25 protein-coding genes are annotated in these 23,659 nt (G+C 39.3%); 7 read left to right on the forward strand and 18 right to left on the reverse strand.

Annotation, left to right across the window (positions count from 1 at the left end):
• Window positions 1-70 precede the first annotated feature (70 nt).
• Entirely contained in the window at window positions 71-1,852 is a 1,782-nt protein-coding gene (dnaG, locus tag DV356_RS07135) for a DNA primase (protein WP_118806740.1), read from the forward strand.
• Window positions 1,853-1,921: 69 nt separating this feature from the next.
• A complete protein-coding gene (gene rpoD, locus DV356_RS07140; protein WP_005666402.1) occupies window positions 1,922-3,811 on the forward strand; it encodes an RNA polymerase sigma factor RpoD in 1,890 nt (629 codons plus the stop codon).
• Window positions 3,812-4,113: 302 nt separating this feature from the next.
• On the opposite strand, the gene aspA is transcribed toward rpoD, so the two are convergent.
• The 8 genes from aspA to ureA form a co-directional block, all read right to left on the reverse strand.
• Window positions 4,114-5,532: an aspartate ammonia-lyase gene (gene aspA, locus DV356_RS07145; protein ID WP_112119303.1), complete on the reverse strand. Its 1,419-nt coding sequence runs from the start codon at window positions 5,530-5,532 to the stop codon at window positions 4,114-4,116.
• A gap of 155 nt (window positions 5,533-5,687) precedes the next feature.
• A complete protein-coding gene (locus DV356_RS07150; protein ID WP_112119302.1) occupies window positions 5,688-6,503 on the reverse strand; it encodes an urease accessory protein UreD in 816 nt (271 codons plus the stop codon).
• A gap of 74 nt (window positions 6,504-6,577) precedes the next feature.
• A complete protein-coding gene (ureG, locus tag DV356_RS07155; RefSeq protein WP_112119301.1) occupies window positions 6,578-7,255 on the reverse strand; it encodes an urease accessory protein UreG in 678 nt (225 codons plus the stop codon).
• A 102-nt stretch (window positions 7,256-7,357) separates the two neighbouring features.
• Entirely contained in the window at window positions 7,358-8,065 is a 708-nt protein-coding gene (locus tag DV356_RS07160; RefSeq protein ID WP_112119300.1) for an urease accessory protein UreF, read from the reverse strand.
• On the reverse strand, window positions 8,050-8,607 hold the full coding sequence (gene ureE / locus DV356_RS07165; RefSeq protein WP_050822829.1) for an urease accessory protein UreE: 558 nt from the start codon (window positions 8,605-8,607) through the stop codon (window positions 8,050-8,052). Before ureE ends, DV356_RS07160 begins: the two co-directional genes overlap by 16 nt.
• A gap of 127 nt (window positions 8,608-8,734) precedes the next feature.
• A complete protein-coding gene (gene ureC / locus DV356_RS07170; protein WP_005688620.1) occupies window positions 8,735-10,453 on the reverse strand; it encodes an urease subunit alpha in 1,719 nt (572 codons plus the stop codon).
• Between the two features lie 11 nt (window positions 10,454-10,464).
• Window positions 10,465-10,770: an urease subunit beta gene (gene ureB / locus DV356_RS07175; RefSeq protein WP_116945949.1), complete on the reverse strand. Its 306-nt coding sequence runs from the start codon at window positions 10,768-10,770 to the stop codon at window positions 10,465-10,467.
• Between the two features lie 76 nt (window positions 10,771-10,846).
• On the reverse strand, window positions 10,847-11,149 hold the full coding sequence (gene ureA / locus DV356_RS07180) for an urease subunit gamma (RefSeq protein ID WP_021034590.1): 303 nt from the start codon (window positions 11,147-11,149) through the stop codon (window positions 10,847-10,849).
• A gap of 167 nt (window positions 11,150-11,316) precedes the next feature.
• Here ureA and DV356_RS07185 point away from each other — a divergent pair, with 167 nt between their 5' ends.
• Both DV356_RS07185 and groL read left to right on the forward strand, forming a co-directional pair.
• Window positions 11,317-11,607, forward strand: coding sequence for a co-chaperone GroES (locus DV356_RS07185; protein WP_012055092.1), 291 nt, complete (start codon window positions 11,317-11,319; stop codon window positions 11,605-11,607).
• A gap of 19 nt (window positions 11,608-11,626) precedes the next feature.
• A complete protein-coding gene (groL, locus tag DV356_RS07190) occupies window positions 11,627-13,273 on the forward strand; it encodes a chaperonin GroEL (protein WP_118806741.1) in 1,647 nt (548 codons plus the stop codon).
• Window positions 13,274-13,446: 173 nt separating this feature from the next.
• Here the strand turns inward: groL and rplI are convergent, their stop codons facing one another.
• The 5 genes from rplI to infA all read right to left on the reverse strand — a co-directional run bounded on the left by rplI (window position 13,447) and on the right by infA (window position 15,254).
• Complete coding sequence (gene rplI / locus DV356_RS07195) at window positions 13,447-13,896, reverse strand: 50S ribosomal protein L9 (protein WP_005660979.1); 450 nt, start codon at window positions 13,894-13,896, stop codon at window positions 13,447-13,449.
• A 16-nt stretch (window positions 13,897-13,912) separates the two neighbouring features.
• Complete coding sequence (gene rpsR, locus DV356_RS07200; protein ID WP_005598105.1) at window positions 13,913-14,140, reverse strand: 30S ribosomal protein S18; 228 nt, start codon at window positions 14,138-14,140, stop codon at window positions 13,913-13,915.
• Between the two features lie 12 nt (window positions 14,141-14,152).
• Window positions 14,153-14,479, reverse strand: coding sequence for a primosomal replication protein N (gene priB, locus DV356_RS07205; RefSeq protein WP_005657967.1), 327 nt, complete (start codon window positions 14,477-14,479; stop codon window positions 14,153-14,155).
• Complete coding sequence (gene rpsF / locus DV356_RS07210; RefSeq protein ID WP_005627620.1) at window positions 14,466-14,843, reverse strand: 30S ribosomal protein S6; 378 nt, start codon at window positions 14,841-14,843, stop codon at window positions 14,466-14,468. Before rpsF ends, priB begins: the two co-directional genes overlap by 14 nt.
• A 192-nt stretch (window positions 14,844-15,035) precedes the next feature.
• Window positions 15,036-15,254, reverse strand: a complete 219-nt coding sequence (infA, locus tag DV356_RS07215) for a translation initiation factor IF-1 (RefSeq protein ID WP_005627617.1) — start codon at window positions 15,252-15,254, stop codon at window positions 15,036-15,038.
• 205 nt (window positions 15,255-15,459) lie between these two features.
• On the opposite strand from infA, the gene rsmA reads away from it, so the two are divergent.
• Complete coding sequence (gene rsmA / locus DV356_RS07225) at window positions 15,460-16,323, forward strand: 16S rRNA (adenine(1518)-N(6)/adenine(1519)-N(6))-dimethyltransferase RsmA (RefSeq protein ID WP_118806742.1); 864 nt, start codon at window positions 15,460-15,462, stop codon at window positions 16,321-16,323.
• 38 nt (window positions 16,324-16,361) lie between these two features.
• Here rsmA and DV356_RS07230 read toward each other — a convergent pair whose 3' ends face one another.
• Window positions 16,362-17,306 (reverse strand): glycosyltransferase family 25 protein, encoded by a 945-nt coding sequence (locus tag DV356_RS07230; protein ID WP_118806743.1) that lies wholly within the window; start codon window positions 17,304-17,306, stop codon window positions 16,362-16,364.
• Between the two features lie 118 nt (window positions 17,307-17,424).
• Between DV356_RS07230 and apaH the strand changes: the two genes are divergently transcribed.
• A complete protein-coding gene (apaH, locus tag DV356_RS07235) occupies window positions 17,425-18,252 on the forward strand; it encodes a bis(5'-nucleosyl)-tetraphosphatase (symmetrical) ApaH (protein ID WP_118806744.1) in 828 nt (275 codons plus the stop codon).
• Between the two features lie 9 nt (window positions 18,253-18,261).
• Window positions 18,262-18,885 (forward strand): glucose-6-phosphate 1-dehydrogenase family protein, encoded by a 624-nt coding sequence (locus DV356_RS07240; RefSeq protein WP_050949406.1) that lies wholly within the window; start codon window positions 18,262-18,264, stop codon window positions 18,883-18,885.
• A 125-nt stretch (window positions 18,886-19,010) separates the two neighbouring features.
• On the opposite strand, the gene gnd is transcribed toward DV356_RS07240, so the two are convergent.
• From gnd to zwf, 4 genes are all read right to left on the reverse strand, one after another.
• Complete coding sequence (gnd, locus tag DV356_RS07245) at window positions 19,011-20,465, reverse strand: decarboxylating NADP(+)-dependent phosphogluconate dehydrogenase (protein WP_118806745.1); 1,455 nt, start codon at window positions 20,463-20,465, stop codon at window positions 19,011-19,013.
• Between the two features lie 131 nt (window positions 20,466-20,596).
• Entirely contained in the window at window positions 20,597-21,166 is a 570-nt protein-coding gene (locus DV356_RS07250; protein ID WP_118806746.1) for a transposase, read from the reverse strand.
• A 153-nt stretch (window positions 21,167-21,319) separates the two neighbouring features.
• A complete protein-coding gene (gene pgl, locus DV356_RS07255) occupies window positions 21,320-22,018 on the reverse strand; it encodes a 6-phosphogluconolactonase (protein WP_005664427.1) in 699 nt (232 codons plus the stop codon).
• An 80-nt stretch (window positions 22,019-22,098) separates the two neighbouring features.
• Window positions 22,099-23,583, reverse strand: coding sequence for a glucose-6-phosphate dehydrogenase (gene zwf / locus DV356_RS07260; RefSeq protein WP_118795107.1), 1,485 nt, complete (start codon window positions 23,581-23,583; stop codon window positions 22,099-22,101).
• Window positions 23,584-23,659: the final 76 nt, after the last annotated feature.

Consider the following 23,659-nt stretch of genomic DNA (forward strand, 5'->3'; position numbering starts at 1 on the left):
ACTTTAAGCACAACAAAAATCTACGCCAAAAACGACCGCACTTTCACACCACGATCACGGAGGCTCGACAATGAAAGGTTCTATTCCACGCCCCTTTATTGATGATTTGCTGACAAAGTCCGATATTGTCGATGTGATTAACACGCGCGTAAAACTAAAAAAAGCTGGCCGCGATTATCAAGCCTGCTGCCCTTTCCATCACGAAAAAACACCATCCTTCACGGTTAGCCAAAAGAAACAGTTTTATCATTGCTTTGGTTGTGGCGCACATGGTAATGCGATTTCCTTTTTAATGGACTATGACAAACTTGAATTTATAGAGGCGATTGAAGAACTTGCAGCAATGGCAGGGCTTGAAATACCTTACGAAAAACGCGCTAATCACAGCGGAAAACCTCAAGCTAATTACCAAACCAAACGAAATCTCTATGAATTAATGCGAGAGGTTGCCACGTTTTATCAAAAACAATTACCATTAAATACTCAAGCACAAGAATATTTACAACAACGTGGGCTTTCAGCTGAAATTATTGAGCGTTTCCAAATTGGGTTTGTGCCGAATGCAATGGATACTGTACTGCGTAAATTTGGTGTTAATCGTGAAGAACAACAAAAACTCATTGAGTTAGGCATGCTTTCTCGAAATGATCGTGGCAATATTTACGATAAATTCCGAAATCGCATCATGTTTCCAATCCGCGATAAACGTGGTCGTACAGTGGCTTTTGGTGGGCGTGTATTAACAGATGAAAAACCGAAATATCTGAATTCGCCAGAAACCATTACTTATCATAAAGGTAAGGAGCTTTATGGTTTGTATGAAGCCTTGCAAACCAACGATGAACCCAAACAATTACTTGTTGTTGAAGGTTATATGGATGTAGTGGCATTAGCACAATTTGGCGTGGATTATGCGGTCGCTTCTTTAGGGACATCCACAACATCAGAACAAATTCAACTTATTTTTCGTTCGACCGAACAGGTTGTTTGTTGTTACGATGGTGACCGTGCAGGGCGTGATGCTGCTTGGCGCGCACTAGAAAATGCGTTGCCCTATTTAGAAGATGGCAGACAACTCAAATTTATTTTCTTGCCAGATGGAGAAGATCCTGATACTTACATTCGTCAATACGGCAAAGAAAAATTTGAAGAATATATCGAAAGTGCGCAATCTTTAAGCGAGTTTATGTTTGCACATTTAAGTCCTCAGGTTGATTTTTCCACTAAAGAAGGGCGTGGAAAATTAGTTGCGCTAGCTGCGCCGTTAATTCACCAAATTCCAGGAGAAATGCTTCGCTTATCGCTACGCAATATGCTTGCTCAAAAACTTGGGATTTTTGATCAAACTCAGCTGGAAAATCTTATTCCCAAACAATTAGAACAAGCCAATACACAACAAAAAGTCACTCATAATAAGATCAAGAAGACACCGATGCGAATGGTCATTTCATTGCTTCTGCAAAATCCTGAGTTAGTAAAACGTATGTCTGAAAGCGGCGTGCAAGCATTACGTGCGGAAGCAGGGTTTGAAATTCTGGAAAAATTGACCGCACTTTGTCGCCAACGAGAGGGCATTACTACGGGGCAAATTTTGGAATACTTCCGCAATACATCTTACAGTAATCCCCTTGAAATACTGGCAACTTGGGATCATTTATTGGACGAATCCGACATAATCAACGCATTTTCTCAAAATTACCGTCGCTTAAATATTCAAGCTATTGAGCGCGATATTGAAATGCTTATTGCTAAAGAACGAACAGAGGGTCTCACTAATGAAGAAAAAACGGTACTTGTACATCTTTTAGCTGGTAAAGAACAGCAGAAAAAACAGTTAGTGAATCCGCTATAACAATGGTAGAATCTCAAGTTCATAAAAAATCTTATCTTCTCAATCACATCAAGCAAAACGAGTATAAAAATGGAAAAAAATCAACAATCTACGGCTGAACAATATTCAGAACAAATTGAGCAATTGATGGAGCTAGGTCGTACACAAGGGTATTTAACTTTTGCTGAAATCAATGACTTATTGCCCGAAGATGCTATTGATCCTGAATATTACGACAAATTGCTACAAACGTTGCAAAATGATGCTGGTATCCCTGTATTAGATGAAGCACCAGAAAGCGATGATATGATGTTGAGTGATACCATCCCTGATGAAGATGCAGTGGAAGAAGCAACTCAAATTCTTTCAAATGTAGAATCTGAAATAGGTCGAACAACGGATCCCGTACGCATGTATATGCGCGAAATGGGAACGGTGGATCTTCTTACTCGTGAAGATGAAATTAGCATTGCAAAACGTATTGAAGGAGGGATTGATGAAGTTCAAACCTCTATCGCAGCCTATCCTGAAGCATTAAATGGATTACTAAAAAATTATGATGATGTAGAAAAAGGTAATTTCCGTTTGACCGATTTAATTACGGGTTTTGTTGATCCAAATGCCGAAATAGAAGAACACAACGGACTTGATGAAGACTTTTCTGACGAAGATGATGAAGAAGAATCTAGTAATGCAGATGTGGAAGACAATGAAGATGAAGAAGACAATGAATCAGAATCTACATCAGATTCAAGCGACTCTGATAACAGTATTGATCCTGAAGTTGCTCGCGAAAAATTTCAGCAATTAAGAGAACAGCACTCTAAAACCCTTGCTGTTATTGAAAAACACGGTCGCTCTGGAAAACGTGCCCAAGATCAAATTGCACTACTTGGCGAAATTTTTAAACAATTCCGTTTAGTACCAAAACAATTTGATTTACTCGTTCTATCAATGAAAGAAATGATGAAACGTGTGCGCTACCAAGAACGTCAGCTACAAAAAATATTAGTGGATATAGCAGGAATGCCAAAGGATGATTTTGAAAAAATTATTACCACTAATGGCAGTAACAGTGAATGGGTAGCAAAAGCATTAAAATCTAGCAAACCTTGGGCTAAACGTTTAATTAAATATGAAGATCGTATTTATGAAGCCTTAAACAATCTAGCGATAACAGAAGAAAATACTAAACTTACCATTACTCAAATGCGTGACATTTGCGATGCAGTCGCACGAGGCGAACAAAAAGCACGTCGAGCTAAAAAAGAAATGGTTGAAGCTAACTTGCGTTTAGTAATTTCCATCGCGAAAAAATACACAAATCGAGGTTTACAATTCTTAGATTTAATTCAAGAAGGGAATATCGGTTTAATGAAAGCGGTAGATAAATTTGAATATCGACGTGGCTACAAATTCTCTACATATGCTACTTGGTGGATTCGTCAAGCAATCACTCGCTCTATTGCGGATCAAGCGCGTACAATCCGTATTCCTGTGCATATGATTGAAACAATCAATAAACTTAATCGTATTTCTCGCCAGTTGTTACAAGAAATGGGACGTGAAGCAACACCAGAAGAATTGGCAGAACGTATGGGAATGCCAGAAGATAAAATCCGTAAAGTACTGAAAATTGCAAAAGAGCCGATTTCGATGGAAACACCTATTGGCGATGACGATGATTCACATTTAGGCGATTTTATTGAAGATTCAACCTTAGAACTTCCTCTTGATTCTGCCACAGCACAAAGTTTAAAAGTTGCAACTCACGAAGTGCTAGAAGGCTTGACGCCACGTGAAGCAAAAGTATTACGTATGCGTTTTGGCATTGATATGAATACCGACCATACACTTGAAGAAGTGGGTAAACAATTCGATGTAACACGCGAACGTATTCGTCAAATTGAAGCAAAAGCATTACGTAAATTACGTCATCCTAGCCGTTCTGAAACACTGAGAAGTTTTTTAGATGAATAGAGAGAAACATAAAAGAGAAAAATCGATCTAATCTTAAAAAATCAGATACATTTGTTTAAGGACTAAATTCTATAATCCGCAGAATTTAGTCCTTTTACTTTTACTTAAAGCACCGCATTAATATGCATTCAAATTTCAACTATTTTAGTTAGATAAGCCATTAACATTTAACAATGGCAACAAATATTGGTTATTTAAAACATTTTAATCATAAAAAAATCTGCACCCAATTAGCTGGTTTATTTATTCAGCTTTAAGGCACAGATTAAAGTGCGGTAAATTTTCTTGATATTTGGCGTAAATTATTTATTTAATTTCGCTTTGTAAGTTGGATTCATTAAGTTTTCTACAGAAAGAATGTCATCCAATTGTTCTTCTGTTAATAAACCTTTTTCTAACACAACTTCACGTACGCCTTTACCTGTTTGAGCACAGATTTTACCCACTAAGTCGCCGTTGTGGTGACCGATAAATGGATTCAAGTAAGTCACAATACCAATTGAATTAAACACGTAGTTTTCACAAATTTCTTTATTTACAGTGATTCCATCTACACATTTATCACGTAAGTTCACACAAGCATTGGTTAAGATGTCGATAGATTCGAACATTGCTTGACCAATCACTGGTTCCATTACGTTTAATTGTAATTGACCTGCTTCAGATGCGAAAGTCACAGTGGTATCGTTACCAATTACTTTAAAGCACACTTGGTTTACCACCTCTGGAACAACTGGGTTTACTTTTGCTGGCATAATAGAAGAACCTGCTTGTAATTCAGGAAGATTAATTTCTTTTAAACCTGCACGAGGGCCAGAAGAAAGTAAACGTAAGTCATTACATACTTTAGAAAGTTTCACTGCAGTACGTTTTAATGCACCGTGAACCATGACATAAGCACCACAGTCAGATGTTGCTTCAATTAAGTTTTCTGCTGGTACACAAGCTAATCCAGTCACTTCAGCAAGATGTTTTACAACTAATTCTGTATAGCCTTGTGGTGTATTTAAACCAGTACCGATTGCAGTCGCACCAAGGTTTACTTCAAGTAATAAACCTGCTGTACGTTTTAAGTTACGCACTTCTTCTTCAAGTAATACGGCGAAAGCTTTGAATTCTTGACCAACAGTCATTGGCACCGCATCTTGCAATTGGGTACGACCCATTTTTAAGATATTTGCAAACTCTTTTGCTTTATTATCAAAACCGTCGTGTAAATATTGAATTTTATCGATCAATTTTAAGATGCTGTTATACACTGCAATACGGAAACCGGTAGGATACGCATCGTTGGTTGATTGGCTTGCATTAACGTGATCCATCGGATTAATCACGTTATATTCGCCTTTTTTATGACCAATTTTTTCAAGGGCAAGATTAGCAACCACTTCATTAGTATTCATATTGACAGACGTACCTGCACCACCTTGATATACATCTGATGGGAATTGATCTAAGCATTTTCCAGTGATAAGGATTTCATCACAAGCTGCTACAATCGCTTTTGCAATATCACTTGGAATTGCACCTAATTCGCCATTGGCTAAAGCCGTTGCTTTTTTTACCATTACCATACCACGTACAAACTCAGGCACGTCAGAAATGGTTACGTTAGAAATATTGAAATTTTCTACCGCTCTTAATGTATGAATCCCCCAATATGCTTCTGCAGGCACATCACGTTCGCCGAGTAAATCCACTTCTTTTCTAAATTGAGTCATTTTAATCACCTTTTTGGGTTAGTTAATTTATCGTCATTATAGAAATTTCAAGAAGAAAAAACTTGATGAAGATCACATTTTCAAAAAATGCTCTCAAGACATATTTTCATTTTTCGGATTAGTTTTTTTAGGGAAAAATGTTCTATCTATCAATCTTACACAGATTTCAATAGCCTACCAATTTTCTCAAATAATTTCTGAATTTGCTCTGCACGACACCCGAGTACCCGCACCATTAAACCATATTCATTGAGTTGTGATATGCCTATCAGTAGATCTTTTTCTTCCGTACTTTGTTGCTGCAAGGCTTGCACCTGTTGTTTGATTTCCGCATTATTTTTCGCCAAATTTAGATAAGTCAGCGAACCTTGATGGGAATAATTTTCCATCTGACTCAAAGCGGTAAGGTTCATTTTAGACGGCAGCCACTGGATACAATCACTGACAAGCGGTCGTTTTTTACCATCGTTTTGCAAAGCATAAATTTTCAAATGGGAAGAAAACTGACGGAAGGCAAAACGTTCGCCATTCAACACTCTCCCAATTGCTACGATTTCACCGTAAATCAGCTCGCTTTGTTCGCCCATTTCAATCTGGGTTTGCTGCTTGAAAGCGGAATCTTTATGCAACACCAGTGGATGCGGCAAATAGAATAAACGGCTGTTTTCCGCAAGCGAAATATGGGTTGTTTGCATCGCACTGTCGCCTTCATTCATCGCCTGCACCCTAGTAAATGCCTGCGTATTTAAAGAAAGTGCGGTCAATTTTGCCAATGAAATATCAATCTCTAACAGATCGCCCGCCAGCACGCCAGGGGAGGACGACATCTGCATCGCATTCAAGCCATTCGCCCACGCATCATCGTAACTTGGCAACGTTATCACTTTAAAAGGTGGCATAGCAAAGTATTCGGCTAGCTGGGTTTTGCCGTTGGAGGAAAGTTTGGTGGAAAGGGATAATTTGCTGTTCATAGATTTTGTAGGGGCTAATTACATTAGCCCCGATATTTCACCAATAATTGGGCAAATGTAATTTGCCCCTACGATTAACGAACCAAAGATGCAGGTTCTTCCACATTCTTCAACAACGCATATTTTTCGATCCAACCGATCACGCCATCCAGATTTTCTTTTTTCATCAGGTTAGTGAAAATAAACGGCTGACCGTTACGCATACGACCAGCATCACGTTCCATGACGCTTAAGTCAGCACCAACGAATGGAGCAAGATCAGTTTTGTTGATCACAAGTAAATCTGAACGAGTGATACCCGGCCCACCTTTACGAGGGATTTTTTCCCCTTGAGCCACGTCAATCACGAAAATCGTCACGTCTGCCAAATCTGGGCTGAAAGTCGCTGAAAGGTTATCGCCGCCCGATTCAATAAATACAATTTCCACATCAGGGAAACGAGCCACCATTTCATCAACCGCTTCTAAATTCATCGAGGCATCTTCACGAATTGCTGTGTGCGGGCAACCGCCCGTTTCCACGCCCATAATTCGCTCAGGTGGAAGCAAACTGTTTTTTGTTAAAAATTCCGCATCTTCTTGGGTGTAAATATCGTTAGTAATGACTGCTACGCTATATTTTGACGCTATTTCACGAGTGAGTTTTTCGATTAACGCCGTTTTACCCGCCCCAACAGGGCCAGCCACGCCGATTTTAATGTAGTTACGCATAATGTTCCTTTTGTTTATCATCGTAGCAACTGTGTTGCTCATGGGTGTAGGGGCAAGTTACATTTGCCCCTATATATCAACGAATGTTCAAGGGCAAATGTGATTTGCCCCTACAAGTAAAATCTCAATAAAAAATAACCGCACTTACGACATATAAAGTCGCGTATAAAGCACTTCGTGTTGCATAGCCCGAATATCATTCGCCAGCGTTGCCGCACCAAGCCATTCTTCGTCGGGGTCAAAGCTTAATTCCACCGCTTGTACGAGCGAGCCACGCAAGTCAAACAGAATATCTTGCCCATCCATTTGGCTGAGAGGAATTAGCTTCACGCCGTTAGTGATTACACCAACTGCTGCGTTATAGTAGAACGCATAGAGTGTGTCGGCTTTGGTTAAGCCCATGGCTTGAGCAACCATTGCAAACACTATTGGGAAATAGCCCTGTACTCGTTTTTCTGCAATCGCTTGCTGGTAAGCTGTGAGTAACGTATGTGTTTCATAGCGAATAAAAATTTTCAGCAATCGTACGCCGAGTTTGAAACTCCCTTCACGACTTTCGCGTGCCACTTTGGTGGCGGAAAGTTGCCAATCCAGTTCGCACAAGCGGTCAAAATTCCCCTCACACATTGCATCGAAGGCAAGAGAAAAATACGCCCCGTCGTTGTAAATCCAGTTTTGTAAAAGCTGGGTTTGCACATATTCTTCGAGTGTTGCTTTAGTCGAAACAACGCCTTGCTGGACAAAAGTTTCCAAGCCATTGGAATGGTTAAATCCACCAATCGGTAAAGTTGGATCGACCAAGTGCAACAACGCACCTAAATCCGTTAAAGAGCGGTTTAATGTTTGTGCCAATGTCCATCTCCGTGATGATGATAGCCATGATGATCATGCGAATGGCTATGAGAATGTCCGTGCCCCTGTGCAGAATTTGCTCTCAACGCTTGGCTTAAACGGCGTTCTTCTTTTTGCGGATGAAATCCCGCAGCTTGCAGCCATTCAAACATCGGCTTATCGTAAGGTAATGTTACTTCATCGCCATCTAAAAAAAGCGGCGAATGTTTGTTGCCGATTTCATAACAAGCTCGAGCCATTTCAGGCAAGGTTTTCGGCGACAGCACAATCACGTCACTCGGTAAAATTTCAATCGCAATCACTAATTCATCGCTGATAAACACTACATCATCGTGTTTCAAGCGTTGCCCCTCTTTTAGCAAGCGAAATGCTACTTCACGCCCCGTATTTGTAGTTTTACGCAAAATATTGCGTTCGCTTTCATACCACTGCAATGCCACGCGTTCAATGGGCTGTGTGGTAATTTTGCCCTCTGCTTGAAGTGCGGTTAAATTTCCCAAGATATTTTCTATAATAGGGAGAATTGGGTTAATTATTTTCATCTTTCCTCTATAAATCCACTTTCTTCTCTTCGAAAGAAAAACTACAGCTACAATGATTTCTTATTTATCAAGTAAGAGGCGTATCGTACACGCCCTTTTACACTAATTCGTCTATGAAAACAGTCCTTTAGAATAGGAAATATCGCTGACCCAATGGTACGCTATCCACTGGTTCACAGGTAATTAACTCTCCATCCACTCGAACTTCATAACGTTCAGCATCAACAGTAATGTTTGGTGTTACATCATTATGAACCAGATCTTTTTTACCTACGTTGCGGCAGCCTTTCACAGCAATGGTTTCTTTGTGTAAACCGAATTTTTCACGAATATCGGCTTTTTCAGCGGCTTGTGAAACAAAAAATACCGCTGTTTGTGCCGTTGCTAAGCCTTGTGCACCGTACATTGGACGGTAGAATACAGGTTGTGGCGTTGGAATTGAGGCATTTGGGTCGCCCATTTTGGCGTAGCTAATAAAACCTTTTTTAATGACGACTTCAGGTTTTACCCCAAAGAACATCGGTTTCCATAACACGATATCTGCGATTTTACCCACTTCTAACGAGCCAATATGCTCCGCAATACCATGTGCAATTGCTGGGTTGATAGTATATTTCGCAATGTAGCGTTTAATACGGAAGTTATCGTTTCCTTCATTACCTAGCTCACCACGTTGCATTTTCATCTTATCTGCAGTTTGCCATGTACGAATAACGACTTCTCCAATACGTCCCATTGCTTGAGAGTCTGAACTCATAATGGAGAAGACGCCCATATCATGCAAAATATCTTCTGCCGCAATGGTTTCAGGGCGGATACGGCTATCGGCAAAAGCTACGTCTTCCGGCACGCGTTTATCTAAGTGATGGCAAACCATCAACATATCCAAGTGTTCATCAATGGTGTTTTTGGTAAACGGACGAGTCGGGTTGGTTGAAGCAGGTAATACGTTTGAATACATCGCTGCTTTAATAATGTCAGGCGCATGACCGCCACCCGCACCCTCCGTATGGAAAGTATGAATGACACGTCCATCAATTGCTTTCATGGTATCTTCTAAGAAACCACTTTCATTTAGCGTGTCTGTGTGAATGGCCACTTGAATATCCATTTCATCTGCTACTTTTAAGGCAGAATCAATCACGGCAGGCGTTGCACCCCAGTCTTCGTGGATTTTTAAACCTAATGCACCCGCTTCAATTTGCTCACGCAGAGGATCTAGGGTTGAACAGTTGCCTTTACCAAAAAAGCCTACGTTTACAGGCAATGCTTCTGCTGCTTGGAACATACGCTCCATATACCACGCACCCGGTGTACAAGTAGTCGCGTGTGTACCATCAGCAGGGCCTGTTCCGCCACCAATTAGCGTGGTAACCCCACTTTCAATCGCATGCTGTGCTTGTTGAGGGCAAATAAAGTGAATATGCGTATCAATACCGCCAGCGGTCGCAATTAAATGCGCACCGTTATGCACTTCCGTGCTTGCACCGATAATCATATTTGGCGTAACGTTATCCATCGTATCTGGGTTACCTGCTTGACCAATGCCCACAATGCGACCATCACGAATACCAATATCGGCTTTGATAATGCCTAATTTGGCATCAATAATCATCACGTTGGTAATCACAAAATCCAATACATTTGGATTATCGCGAGTTGCCGTACCACTTTGAGCCATGCCATCACGCACACTTTTACCGCCACCAAATTTACACTCATCGCCTTTGGTCAATAAATCTTGTTCAATAGTTGCCCATAAATTGGTATCGCCTAAACGGACTTTATCGCCAACGGTTGGGCCATAAGTTGCTACATATTGCGCTCTTGAAATTGTTAATGCCATCTTGCCCTACTTTATAATTTGCCATCAATTTGATTATGGAAACCGTAAATAATTTGGTTACCACCAAAAGCCACTAACTCAACGGTTTTGACTTCGCCTGGTTCGAACCGTACCGCATTGCCTGAAGGCACATTTAAACGCATACCGCGTGCCAAAGTGCGGTCAAATTTAAGGGCATCATTGGTTTCAAAAAAATGGTAGTGAGAGCCAACTTGAATTGGGCGGTCGCCTGAATTTGTTACTTCGATTTTTACGGTTTTTCTGCCGACATTAGCAATAATATCGCCTTCGGCTAATTGGTATTCGCCTGGGATCATATCTTTGTTCCTTGTAGGGTGGGCTTTAGCCCACCATTAATATTTTTATTTTGGTGGGCTAAAGCCCACCCTACGGTTATCTAATCGGATTATGCACGGTAACAAGTTTTGTGCCATCTGGGAAAGTTGCTTCAATTTGTACTTCGTGTACCATCTCAGCGACGCCTTCCATCACATCATCAACGGTTAAAAGTGTTGAACCATACTGCATGACTTCAGCCACACTCATTCCATCTCTTGCCGCCTCTTGTAAATGACTCGCAATATAGGCAACAGTTTCTGGATAATTTAATTTAACGCCACGTGCTTTGCGTTTTGCCGCCAATTCTCCTGCGAGGAAAAGCATCAGTTTTTCTTGTTCTCTGGAAGTTAAATGCATATTTTCATTCCTTAATTTATTTATTATACGAAAGTCAGCGAATTTTACGTAAAAAATCTAAAATAGGAAAAATATTTTGTCAGAATTTTTTGTAACTCCCCTTGAAAGAAAAAAAATCTTCCTTATATAAAGACCGCACTTACAAACTCTTAAGAAGGAAATTAATTATGAATATTCGTCCTTTACACGATCGTGTAATTATTAAACGTGAAGAAGTCGAAACCCGTTCAGCTGGCGGTATCGTATTAACAGGTTCAGCGGCGACCAAATCAACCCGTGCGAAAGTATTAGCTGTGGGTAAAGGTCGTATTTTAGAAAATGGCACGGTTCAACCTTTAGATGTTAAAGTTGGCGATACCGTAATTTTCAACGACGGTTACGGCGTGAAAAACGAAAAAATTGACGGAGAAGAAGTATTAATTATTTCTGAAAACGACATCTTAGCAATTGTAGAATAATTAGATAAGGAAAAAGAAAATGGCAGCAAAAGACGTAAAATTTGGTAATGACGCACGCGTAAAAATGCTTAAAGGCGTGAATGTATTAGCCGATGCAGTAAAAGTAACCCTTGGCCCTAAAGGTCGTAATGTAATTTTAGACAAATCATTTGGCGCACCAACTATCACTAAAGACGGTGTATCTGTTGCTCGTGAAATCGAATTAGAAGATAAATTCGAAAATATGGGCGCACAAATGGTAAAAGAAGTAGCATCTAAAGCAAATGATGCAGCAGGCGATGGTACAACCACTGCAACTGTGCTTGCTCAAGCTATCGTAAATGAGGGATTGAAAGCAGTAGCGGCAGGCATGAACCCAATGGATTTAAAACGTGGTATTGATAAAGCAGTAAGTGCGGTTGTTTCTGAGCTTAAAAATTTATCTAAACCTTGTGAAACAGCAAAAGAAATTGAACAAGTAGGGACTATTTCTGCAAACTCTGACAGCATTGTGGGTCAATTAATTGCTCAAGCTATGGAAAAAGTGGGCAAAGAAGGCGTGATTACCGTAGAAGACGGTACAGGTCTTGAAGATGAATTAGATGTGGTTGAAGGGATGCAATTCGATCGTGGTTACCTTTCTCCATATTTCATCAACAAACCAGAAACAGCAACGGTTGAATTAGATAATCCATATCTTCTTCTTGTAGATAAAAAAATCTCTAACATTCGTGAATTACTTCCAGTGTTAGAAGGTGTTGCAAAAGCAGGTAAACCATTATTAATCATCGCTGAAGATGTGGAAGGCGAAGCACTTGCAACCTTAGTAGTGAACACGATGCGCGGTATCGTAAAAGTTGCAGCCGTGAAAGCACCAGGCTTTGGAGATCGTCGTAAAGCAATGTTACAAGATATTGCAATTTTAACAGCGGGTACTGTGATTTCTGAAGAAATCGGTATGGAGCTTGAAAAAGCGACACTTGAAGATCTTGGTCAAGCAAAACGTGTTGTTATCAATAAAGATAACACAACCATTATTGATGGTATCGGAGATGAATCTCAAATCAAAGGTCGTGTGGCTCAAATTCGCCAACAAATTGAAGAATCAACTTCTGACTACGATAAAGAAAAACTTCAAGAACGCGTTGCTAAATTAGCTGGCGGTGTGGCTGTAATCAAAGTGGGCGCAGCAACTGAAGTTGAAATGAAAGAGAAAAAAGATCGTGTAGATGATGCACTACATGCAACTCGTGCAGCAGTTGAAGAAGGTATCGTTGCTGGTGGTGGCGTTGCATTAGTTCGCGCAGCAGCGAAAGTTGCAGCAAGCCTAAAAGGTGACAACGAAGAACAAAATGTGGGTATCAAACTTGCATTACGTGCGATGGAAGCGCCTTTACGTCAAATCGTCACTAACGCAGGTGAAGAAGCTTCAGTTGTGGCAAGTGCGGTTAAAAATGGCGAAGGAAACTTTGGTTATAATGCAGGAACAGAACAGTACGGCGATATGATCGAAATGGGTATCTTAGATCCAACTAAAGTCACTCGTTCTGCATTGCAATTCGCAGCTTCTGTAGCAGGCTTAATGATTACCACTGAATGTATGGTAACTGATCTTCCAAAAGATGATAAAGCCGATTTAGGTGCTGCTGGAATGGGCGGTATGGGTGGAATGGGCGGAATGATGTAATTCGCTTATACGAGTAAAAAATCTATCCCAACAGAAAATTTGAGCTCTATATGACTTAGGGCTCAAATCTACTAAAATAAGGGATATTTTTTATTACCCTATTCTAAATTTATATATGATAAAAATAAAAAAACCCAGTTTTAAACTGGGTTTTATTTTATCTATTGGATAAATTATTCTGCAACAACGATTACATCTAATGTTGCAAATACTTCACCGTGAAGTTGGAAACGAACATCGTGGTCACCAAGAGTACGGATTGGACCGTTTGGTAAACGAACTTCACTTTTCGCAATTTTAACGCCTGCTGCAGTTACTGCTTCTGCCACATCACGAGTAGTGATTGCGCCGAATAAACGACCTTCATCACCTGCTTTAGATGCGATAGTCACAGAACCTAATGCAGTAACTTCTGCTGCACGAGCTTGAGCTGCTGCAAGATTTGCTGCCGCTGTCGCTTCTAATTCTGCACGACGTGCTTCAAAGTGTTCAATGTTAGCTTTAGTTGCCATAACTGCTTTACCTTGTGGGATTAAGAAGTTACGTGCAAAACCTGATTTAACATTTACTTGATCGCCCACTTGACCTAAGTGAGCAATTTTATCTAAAAGAATTACTTGCATTACCGTGTCTCCTTAATTACTGATGATTGTCAGTGTATGGAAGTAACGCTAAATAGCGAGCGCGTTTGATTGCACGAGCTAATTGACGTTGGTACTTCGCACGAGTACCGGTAATACGGCTAGGTACAATTTTGCCGCTTTCTGAAATATAGTTCTTTAATGTAGCGATATCTTTGTAATCGATTTCAACAACATTTTCCGCTGTGAAACGGCAGAACTTACGACGACGGAAATAACGTGCCATTTGGCTAGTCTCCTAATCTATAAATTCGATTTGCTCGGCATGTAAAACTAATTGGCATAACCCACTTTGGGTTTTATGTGATGTAATAAATCCCACCACCAAAATTTTACTACCGACCGTAATGCTTTGAGTTTTTTCTATCAATTGATTACCACTAATTTGAACTGGCATCTTTAACCAAGCTTGACGTGTGAAACCACCTTCAATCTGTTCAGAACGATGTTCTAACAAAAACTTGCAATGCTCAATTCCACTAGGGCTCTTTAATCGCTTTGGTAACTGAGAAACGACTCCCATAACCGAAAAACGATTATCAATTTTCAAATTACTCTTCAGCATCCTCAAAATCGTTGTTTTCAACTTCAGCTAAAGGTTTACGTTCTTCTTTAGCCGCTTTCATTGGGGACGCTTCTGTTACGGCGTGCTTAGTATGGATAACAAGACTGCGTAATACAGCATCGTTATAACGGAAAGTCGTTTCTAGCTCGTCGATGACTTGTTGAGGCGCTTCTACATTCATAAGCACATAGTGTGCTTTGTGTAATTTATTAATTGGGTACGCTAATTGACGACGACCCCAATCTTCTAGGCGATGAACCTGACCACCTGCTTCTTTTACAGAACCGGTGTAACGTTCGATCATACCTGGTACTTGCTCGCTTTGGTCCGGATGAACCATAAACACGATTTCGTAGTGACGCATTACTGCTCCTTACGGGTTAATCAGCCTTTGACGTAGATTAGCCACCAATCTGCAAAGGCAAGGAACGAAAAATTCAATGTGGCTAAGGGTTGCGGATTATACCGATTTTTTTACGTTCCGCAACCAATTTGAGTTATTTTTGAGCAAAAAAAGAAGACCGATATATATCGGTCTATCTCACATATTCTGCAATTAACGGCTGCGGAAAATAATACGACCTTTACTTAAATCATAAGGGGTCATTTCTACAGTCACTTTATCCCCAGTCAAAATACGGATATAGTTTTTACGCATTTTCCCGGAAATATGCGCAGTAACCACGTGACCGTTTTCCAACTCCACGCGGAACATAGTATTCGGTAAAGTCTCTAAAATTGTGCCTTGCATCTCAATGCAATCTTCTTTCGCCATTGTATCCTCTAAAAATAATCGATTTTTTATCCGCACTTTAGGCGGAAAAGTTAAGAAAAACGGGCGGATTATAGCCGTTTTTAGCTTTCTACGAAAGAAAAAATAATATTGTTCATAAAAAACTCAATTTGGCATAATCTAACAATGATTTACAAAGCTAAAACAACCCCTATAATAACCGCACTTTTATAAAAGAAAATAGTATATGAATTCAAAAAAACACTTAGGCCATACGGCACGTAAACGCTTTGGTCAAAACTTTTTACATGATACCTCTGTAATTCAAGGTATCGTGGCGGCGATTTACCCACAATCCAATCAATTCTTAGTGGAAATTGGTCCGGGACTTGGCGCATTAACAGAGCCTGTTTGTGAGCTTGTCGATCATCTGACTGTGGTAGAGCTTGACCGAGATCTTGCAGAACGTTTACGTCATCATCCATTTTTACATCAAAAGCTCACTGTTATTGAAACAGATGCGATGCAATTTGATTTTCGTGAGCTTTACACAAAAGAAAATTTAGCAGAAAAAGGGCAAAAATTACGTGTATTTGGTAACTTGCCTTACAACATTTCTACCCCATTAATGTTCCACTTGTTTAAGTATCATGATGTGATTCAAGATATGCACTTTATGTTGCAAAAAGAAGTGGTAAAACGCCTGTGTGCCGCACCAAATAGCAAAGCTTACGGCCGCTTAACTATTATGGCTCAATACTTCTGCCAAGTGATGCCTGTACTTGAAGTACCTCCTTCTGCATTCAAACCAGCACCGAAAGTGGATTCAGCCGTTGTGCGTTTAATTCCGCATAAAGAATTGCCGCACCCTGTAAAAGATTTATATTGGTTGAATCGTGTTTGCTCCCAAGCGTTCAATCAACGCCGCAAAACGCTGCGTAATGCACTCTCAACATTATTTTCACCTGAAAATCTGACCGCACTTGGTATTGATTTAAATGCACGCGCAGAAAATTTGGCTATCGCAGATTATGCGCACTTAGCGAACTGGCTGGCAGATAATCCACCAGCAGATGTTAATAACGATGAAATATTAGATTCAGAAGAGTAAAAATAATAAAGGTGTAATCCTTGTTACACCTTGGCTTTCTACATAAAACGGACAATTTCTTTACCTTGCATTTCTTTAATACGTTGTTGTTCTTTCCATTTTTTTCTATTTAAAGCTCGTATAATATTTTCTTTTATCCGAGTTAAACGCTGTTTCAATGTCTTTTTCTTACGGATTTTTGGACGTTTTTCTCGTTCTTTTTCCAATCCACTTGTTAATACACTTTTACTTTGATTCGCTTGGAGTTCTTGAATACAAATTGCTGGATTAAGTTGATAGACAATATAATTATCAACATCAACTAATTTATTAAAAATAAGTTCATCAACTGCAACAATTTCATCAGAAGGAATATTCTTTAAATATTCAATTACATATTTAGCCGCACCTTGAGAAATAATATAACCAGCCGTCCCCCAGTGAGTCGATTTTAAAATATCAAAGTTCCTAGAATAAAAAGGTGGAATTTTAGTTTGTTTCTCAAGTTTAACTGGCTGTAAAAAAGTTTCTAAACGAATAATAAAAATATCATTAAAATCAAAACGTGTTTTTAACCATTCATCTTGTGCCAAAAACACTTCCGCATTCTCGCCAAGAATTACATCATCTTCAAAAATTGTGAGATATTCCAAATTTTCATTCACACACTTATTCCATAATAAGAAATGGCTAATTAAACAGCCTTTTTCTCCTTTAGTAAGTATTCTAGATTTCTCTATATTATGTAATATGGAGTTTGATTGATTGATTGATTGATTGATTGATTGATTGATTGATTGATTGATTGATTGATTGATTGATTGATTGATTGATTGATTGATTGATTGATTGATTGATTGATTGATTGATTGATTGATTGATTGATAAGTGTACGCATTAAAGAAACTAAATGAAAGTTTTTTTGATTCAAATTGCTTAGTAATATGTTTGCGACGTTCAGTTGCATTTTCCATACTAATGACAATATTTTCAATAGCACTCATATTTAAATAAAAATGGAAATAACTAAATTTTTCGCATTCTACTATACAAAAAGAATAAATCAACAATAAAAGTCTGTGTTAAAATTTTCAAAATTTATTTATAAAAGAGCGGTCAAAAATGGCAACCTATTTCGTCGGTGATTTGCAAGGCTGTTATGATGAATTACAGCTTTTATTAGAACGTGTAGATTTCAATCCTACGCAAGATAAACTTTATCTTGTGGGGGATCTTGTGGCGCGTGGGGATAAATCACTTGAATGTCTTCGTTTTGTAAAATCACTTGGTAATGCAGCGCAAACCGTACTAGGCAATCACGATTTACATTTAATTGCGACCGCACTGGACATTAAAAAAGTGAAACCGCGTGATCGTGTTGATGCCATTTTTAATGCGCCCGATTTTGATGAGCTGATTCATTGGTTACGTCATCAGCCATTACTTGTGCATAATGAAAAGTTAAACTTCCTGATGTCACACGCAGGCATTTCCCCAGATTGGGATTTGAAAACTGCGAAATCTTGTGCGGCTGAAGTTGAACAAATTTTACAGCACGGCGATTTTCATTATCTTATTGAAAATATGTATTCTGAACAGCCTGATCGCTGGTCGCCAGATTTACAGGGCTTACCACGTCATCGCTACATTATTAATGCTTTCACTCGAATGCGTTTTTGCTATTTGGATCATCGCTTTGATTTTGCCTGTAAATCCCCTTTAAAAGATGCGCCAGCGGAGCTCACGCCTTGGTTTAATTTAGATAATCCACTTTATAAACAAATTCCCATTGTCTTTGGGCATTGGGCAAGTTTAGTCGATGAGCCTACTCCAAAAGGTATTTATGCCTTAGATACTGGTTGTGTGTGGAATAATCGAATGACTATGTTGCGTTGGGAAGACAAGCAGTTCTTCACTCAAAGTGCGGTCAAAAATTACAGTGATTTTTAAGGAAACACTATGCTCTCGCTTACGGCTGAATCTTGCGAACTGTTCAACATTCCTTTCTACCAATTCGCCCAAATGAAAAAATTCTGCCCAGAAGATATTCCAGCAATTAAAGCGGATTACAAATTACATTGGGATAATTGGAAAGCGATAATTCAATCTGTTTCAGCACAACTCGGTACGCCTTTTGCGAAACCGCATATTGAAAGCTGGACCAATGGTTGGCAAGTGCGGGCTCATTTCTTCGCTTATTTTAAATACGAGTTTAACCAAAATTCTGCCGCAATCTTTTCTGTGCTATTAAATCGTCGCCGACTAAGAGTGTGTTTAGATTGGCATTGCTATCGTGCAGATCGCTCACAAATTAATGTGCAACAATATAATCAGTGGCTTGATCAATTTGATTTCAAACAATTTGCTGATTTTGATATTTGGCAAGAAGATGAAAGTGAATATGATGATTTTCGCCAAGTAAAGAACATTTCTGAAAAAGATCTTCTCTTACGTTCAGATGAAGATTTTTGGTGCATTGGAAAAAGCATTGAAAAAGCCGAATTAAATCAAATAGATCCCGCTTTATTTATTACACACACCATTCAACAATTACAACCGCTTTACGATCGCTGCCATCAATAAAGTATACCCTTAGTATAAATAATTGAGCTCTACATTATGCAGAGCCCAATATTTCAGCAAATTAATAAACTATCCAAATTTATGGCAACAGTTTAAAGTGCGGTAATTCTTATTGATGTTTTTAACTACACATCATAAGTAGTTGATGCTGTATTACCGCCACGACCAGTCCAGTTGGTGTGGAAAAACTCGCCACGTGGTTTATCTGTGCGCTCGTAAGTGTGCGCACCGAAATAGTCGCGTTGAGCTTGCAATAAGTTTGCAGGTAAACGTGCTGAAGTATAGCCATCTAAGAATGTAATAGCCGATGCCATACAAGGCATTGGGATACCCACTTCGATAGATTTTGCCACCACTTTACGCCAGTCACTTAATGCGTTTTCTAAAATGCCTTTGAAGTAGCTATCTGAACCTAAGAAAACAAGATTTGGATTGGCTTCATAAGCATCGCGAATATTACCTAAGAAACGGCTGCGGATAATACAACCCTCACGCCATAACAACGCCGTTGCACCATAGTTAATATCCCAACCAAATTGTTCAGAGGCTTCACGAATCAGCATAAAGCCTTGTGCGTAAGAAATAATTTTTGACGCCAATAATGCTTTACGCACTGCTTCAATCCATACTTTTTTGTCGCCTTCAACTGGGGCAATGGTTTTGCCGAATAATTGATTAGCCGCAACACGTTGATCTTTAAATGAAGATACGCAGCGTGCAAAGACTGATTCAGTGATTAAAGTTAATGGAATACCAAAATCTAACGCATTGATACCCGTCCATTTACCTGTCCCTTTTTGACCCGCAGTATCCAAGATTTTTTCGACTAAAGGTTCTCCACTTGCATCTTTATAGCCAAGAATGTCGGTAGTAATATCAATCAAATAACTATCAAGTTCCGTTTTTTTCCATTCAGCGAAGATGGATTGCATTTCGTCATAACTCAAACCTAAACCTTCTTTTAAGAATTGGTATGCTTCGCAAATTAACTGCATATCGCCATATTCAATACCATTGTGAACCATTTTCACAAAGTGACCAGCACCTTCGCCGCCGACCCAGTCACAACAAGGTTCGCCTTGTTCTGTTTTAGCTGAGATTGCTTGGAAAATAGGTTTCACATACTGCCACGCTTCTTGATTACCGCCTGGCATAATTGAAGGCCCGTGACGCGCCCCTTCTTCGCCACCAGACACACCCGAACCGATAAAGCGAATACCTTTCTCCGCCAAGGCTTTCACTCGACGGTTCGTATCTGGATAGTTTGAGTTACCGCCATCAATAATAATGTCGCCTTCTTCCAGGTGCGGTAGTAATGCGTCAATAAATTGATCCACCACATCGCCTGCGCGCACCATTAACATCACTTTACGTGGTTTTTCTAATTTAGCGGTTAAATCTTCTAAAGAGTATGCACCGATAATATTCGTGCCTTTTGCTGCACCTTGTAAAAATTCATCCACTTTTGAGGTGGTACGATTATACGCCACAACTTTAAAGCCATGATCATTCATATTTAAAATGAGGTTTTGCCCCATTACGGCTAAGCCGATAACACCGATGTCGCCTTTTACTGACATTGTTTTCTCCTGTTGGATTACTAAATCTTTGTTTATGATGAGGGCTAATATAATTAGCCCCTACATGTTTTGTCTATGATGTAGATAAATTGTAGGAGGGAATTACATTCGCCCTTTTAATCTACATATAATTAATCTTGTTCCCATAAAATAGGATTATTTTGAATATATTCATAAATCTGCAAATAGGATTTTTCATCACGAATAATATGTTCATAAATCTGCAAATAGGATTTTTCATCACGAATAATATGTTCATAATAATTTCGCTGCCAAACATCAAAAATTTCACTATTTTTTCTTGCCCAAGATGTTACACCTGATTTAAATCCACGAACTATTGAGCCAATTGTTTGAGATGTTCCCTTTTGTGGCAACTGCGTTACTCTCGATTGTAGGGGCAAATTACATTTGCCCTTTACCTGTTCAATAATTTCAATAATACCGTGTAAATGATTTGGCATAATAACAAATTCATCAATTCGTACTTGTGGAAAGAACATTGGAATATTTTCCCAACACTGTTTTACGTAATTCCCTAAATCATTTAATTGCATTTGTTGATTAATGATATGCCCAAATAGACATTCTTTATTTTTACAACAAATGGTGATGAAATAAAATCCTTCAGAACGATAATTATAATGTTTTAAACGAATCGATCTTCGATGATGAATACCTGCATTATATTTCGTAGTCATACATTCCGCTGTAATTGTTTTTATAGGGCAAATGTAATTTGCCCCTACAAGCGATCAATTTTATGCAACCATTTGCAAAACTATTGCCAACACTGCAGGCAACCAATGTTCAAGGGTGACAAGTGCAAGTTAAAATATGAGCTAAAATTTCCATTAGAGAAGCCTTGCCGCTGCTTTGTCTAAGTACCACTCCGTCACTCCATTTTTTGCTTTAATTTTAGCAGCGGGATAAGGCAAGTTTTCTGCTGGGGTAGTTTGAATTTCTTTTAAAATATCCGCTTTGCTTTCACCAGTGACCAAATAGGTAATGCGTTTAGCTTGTTCAATGAGTTTGGCTGTTTTAGAAATGCGAATTTGACCACTTTCAGGATGCTTAGCAATGACAGCTAGGTTTTCATCATCAAAATTAGTTTGATGTGGGAAGAGAGAAGCAGTATGACCGTCTGTCCCCATGCCTAAAATAATCCAATCAAAAACACCGTTTGGAATGACCGCACTTAATTCTTCTTCGAAGCGTTTTAGTTCAAAGTGCGGTTCATTTTCGCCACGAATTCGATGGATGTTTTCCGTTGGAATTTGAATATGATCGAATAAAAGTTTTTGCACTTCGCCATAGTTACTTTCAGGATCAGATGGCGGAACCATACGATCATCTCCCCACCAAAAATGCAGATTTTTCCAGTTAATTTGTTCCGCATAAGGTGATTTGGCTAAGGTTTTAAATAGCAACTTAGGTGTTGAACCACCAGAAAGGGAAATATGCACAGGGTGATTTAATTGGCCATAAATCAAAAATTCTTGTGCAATTTTATCGACTGCATGTTGAGCAGTTGGGAAGCTGATATAGTTCATTGATTTTCCGTTGGGCTTTAGCCCACAATTTATTATGTTAGTAAGAGCGGTGGGCTAAAGCCCACCCTACATTAGATTAGTTAAACTTTTTTCTTCATCAATCCACTTGGTTTACGCCACACTTTGCCTTGTTTTGCGATTAATTTATCAGCTGCAACAGGCCCCCAAGAGCCAGCTTCATATTCGTGAATACGACCGCCATTGGCTTTGTAATCTAAAATCGGTTGCACAAATTTCCATGCAGCATGCACAGCATCAGTACGAGCAAACAAGGTTGCATCGCCTTTCATCGCATCCAACAATAAACGTTCATAAGCGGTTAATACTTGCGTGCCTGCTAAATCTGCATAACGGAAATCCATTGATACTTCTTTCGCCTCAAAACCTGCACCTGGTTTCTTCAAACCAAAACGCATTGAAATCGCTTCATCAGGTTGAATACGAATAATCAATTTATTCTCTGGTGCATTTTGGCTGAATACAGGATGTGGCGTAGTTTTAAAATGGATCACAATTTCAGTCACACGAGCTGGTAAGCGTTTACCCGTACGAACATAGAACGGCACGCCAGCCCAACGCCAGTTTTCAATTTCACAACGCAATGAGATGTAGGTTTCAGTACGAGAATCTGCAGGCACACCTTTTTCTTCTAGATAGCCTTTTTCCATTTTGCCGTTAATTTCAGCCGCAGTGTATTGACCCAAAACAAGGTTATTCTCCATATCCTCCGAAGTTAATGGACGCAAACTATGCATCACTTTTGCCACTTCATCACGCATTGAATTCGCGTTAATAATCGCTGGTGGCTCCATTGCCACCATAGCAAGGACTTGTAATAAATGGTTTTGGAACATATCTCGCATTGCGCCAGAACCATCATAATAGCCACCGCGCTCTTCCACGCCAATAGATTCTGCACCAGTAATTTCTACATAATCAATGAAATTACGGTTCCAAAGCGGTTCAAACCAACCATTTGAAAAACGTAATACGAGCAAGTTTTGAACGGTTTCTTTACCTAAATAATGGTCGATACGATAAATTTGGTGTTCTTCAAAGAAACGGTGGATTTGTACGTCTAATGCTTGCGCTGTTTTTTCATCGTAACCAAAAGGTTTTTCAACGATAATACGTTTCCAGCCATATTCTTCCGTATTTAAACCATGTGCAGCCAAACACTCAGGAATCACGCCATAAAGACTTGGTGGAGTGGACATATAGTAAAGGGTGTTACCACAGGTTTGATATTTATCGTGAAGATCGTCTAAGCGTGGAACAAGTTTGCCATAATCTTGAGCATCAGATGTATTCACTGCTTGGTAATAAAGATGAGAGCAGAAAGCATCTAAGGTTTCTGGTGTTGTTTCTTCATTATGAATTAAAGCTTCACGCATTTTTTTACGGAAAGTTTCATCGTTCAAGTCAGAACGTGCAACACCAAGAACGGAAAAGTTTTCACTCAAACGCCCGATTTTGTAGAGATTATAAAGGGCTGGAATGAGTTTACGATGAGTTAAGTCACCAGACGCGCCAAAAATGACGATACAATTATTATCAGTTTGCATAATTATTCCTTATTCGGCTTCCGAGTAATGTCGAAAATAATGCCGTATTCTAGAGAAAAAAACCAATCGAACCAAT

Source organism: Haemophilus influenzae, from assembly GCF_003494325.1.
Taxonomy (GTDB): domain Bacteria; phylum Pseudomonadota; class Gammaproteobacteria; order Enterobacterales; family Pasteurellaceae; genus Haemophilus; species Haemophilus influenzae_I.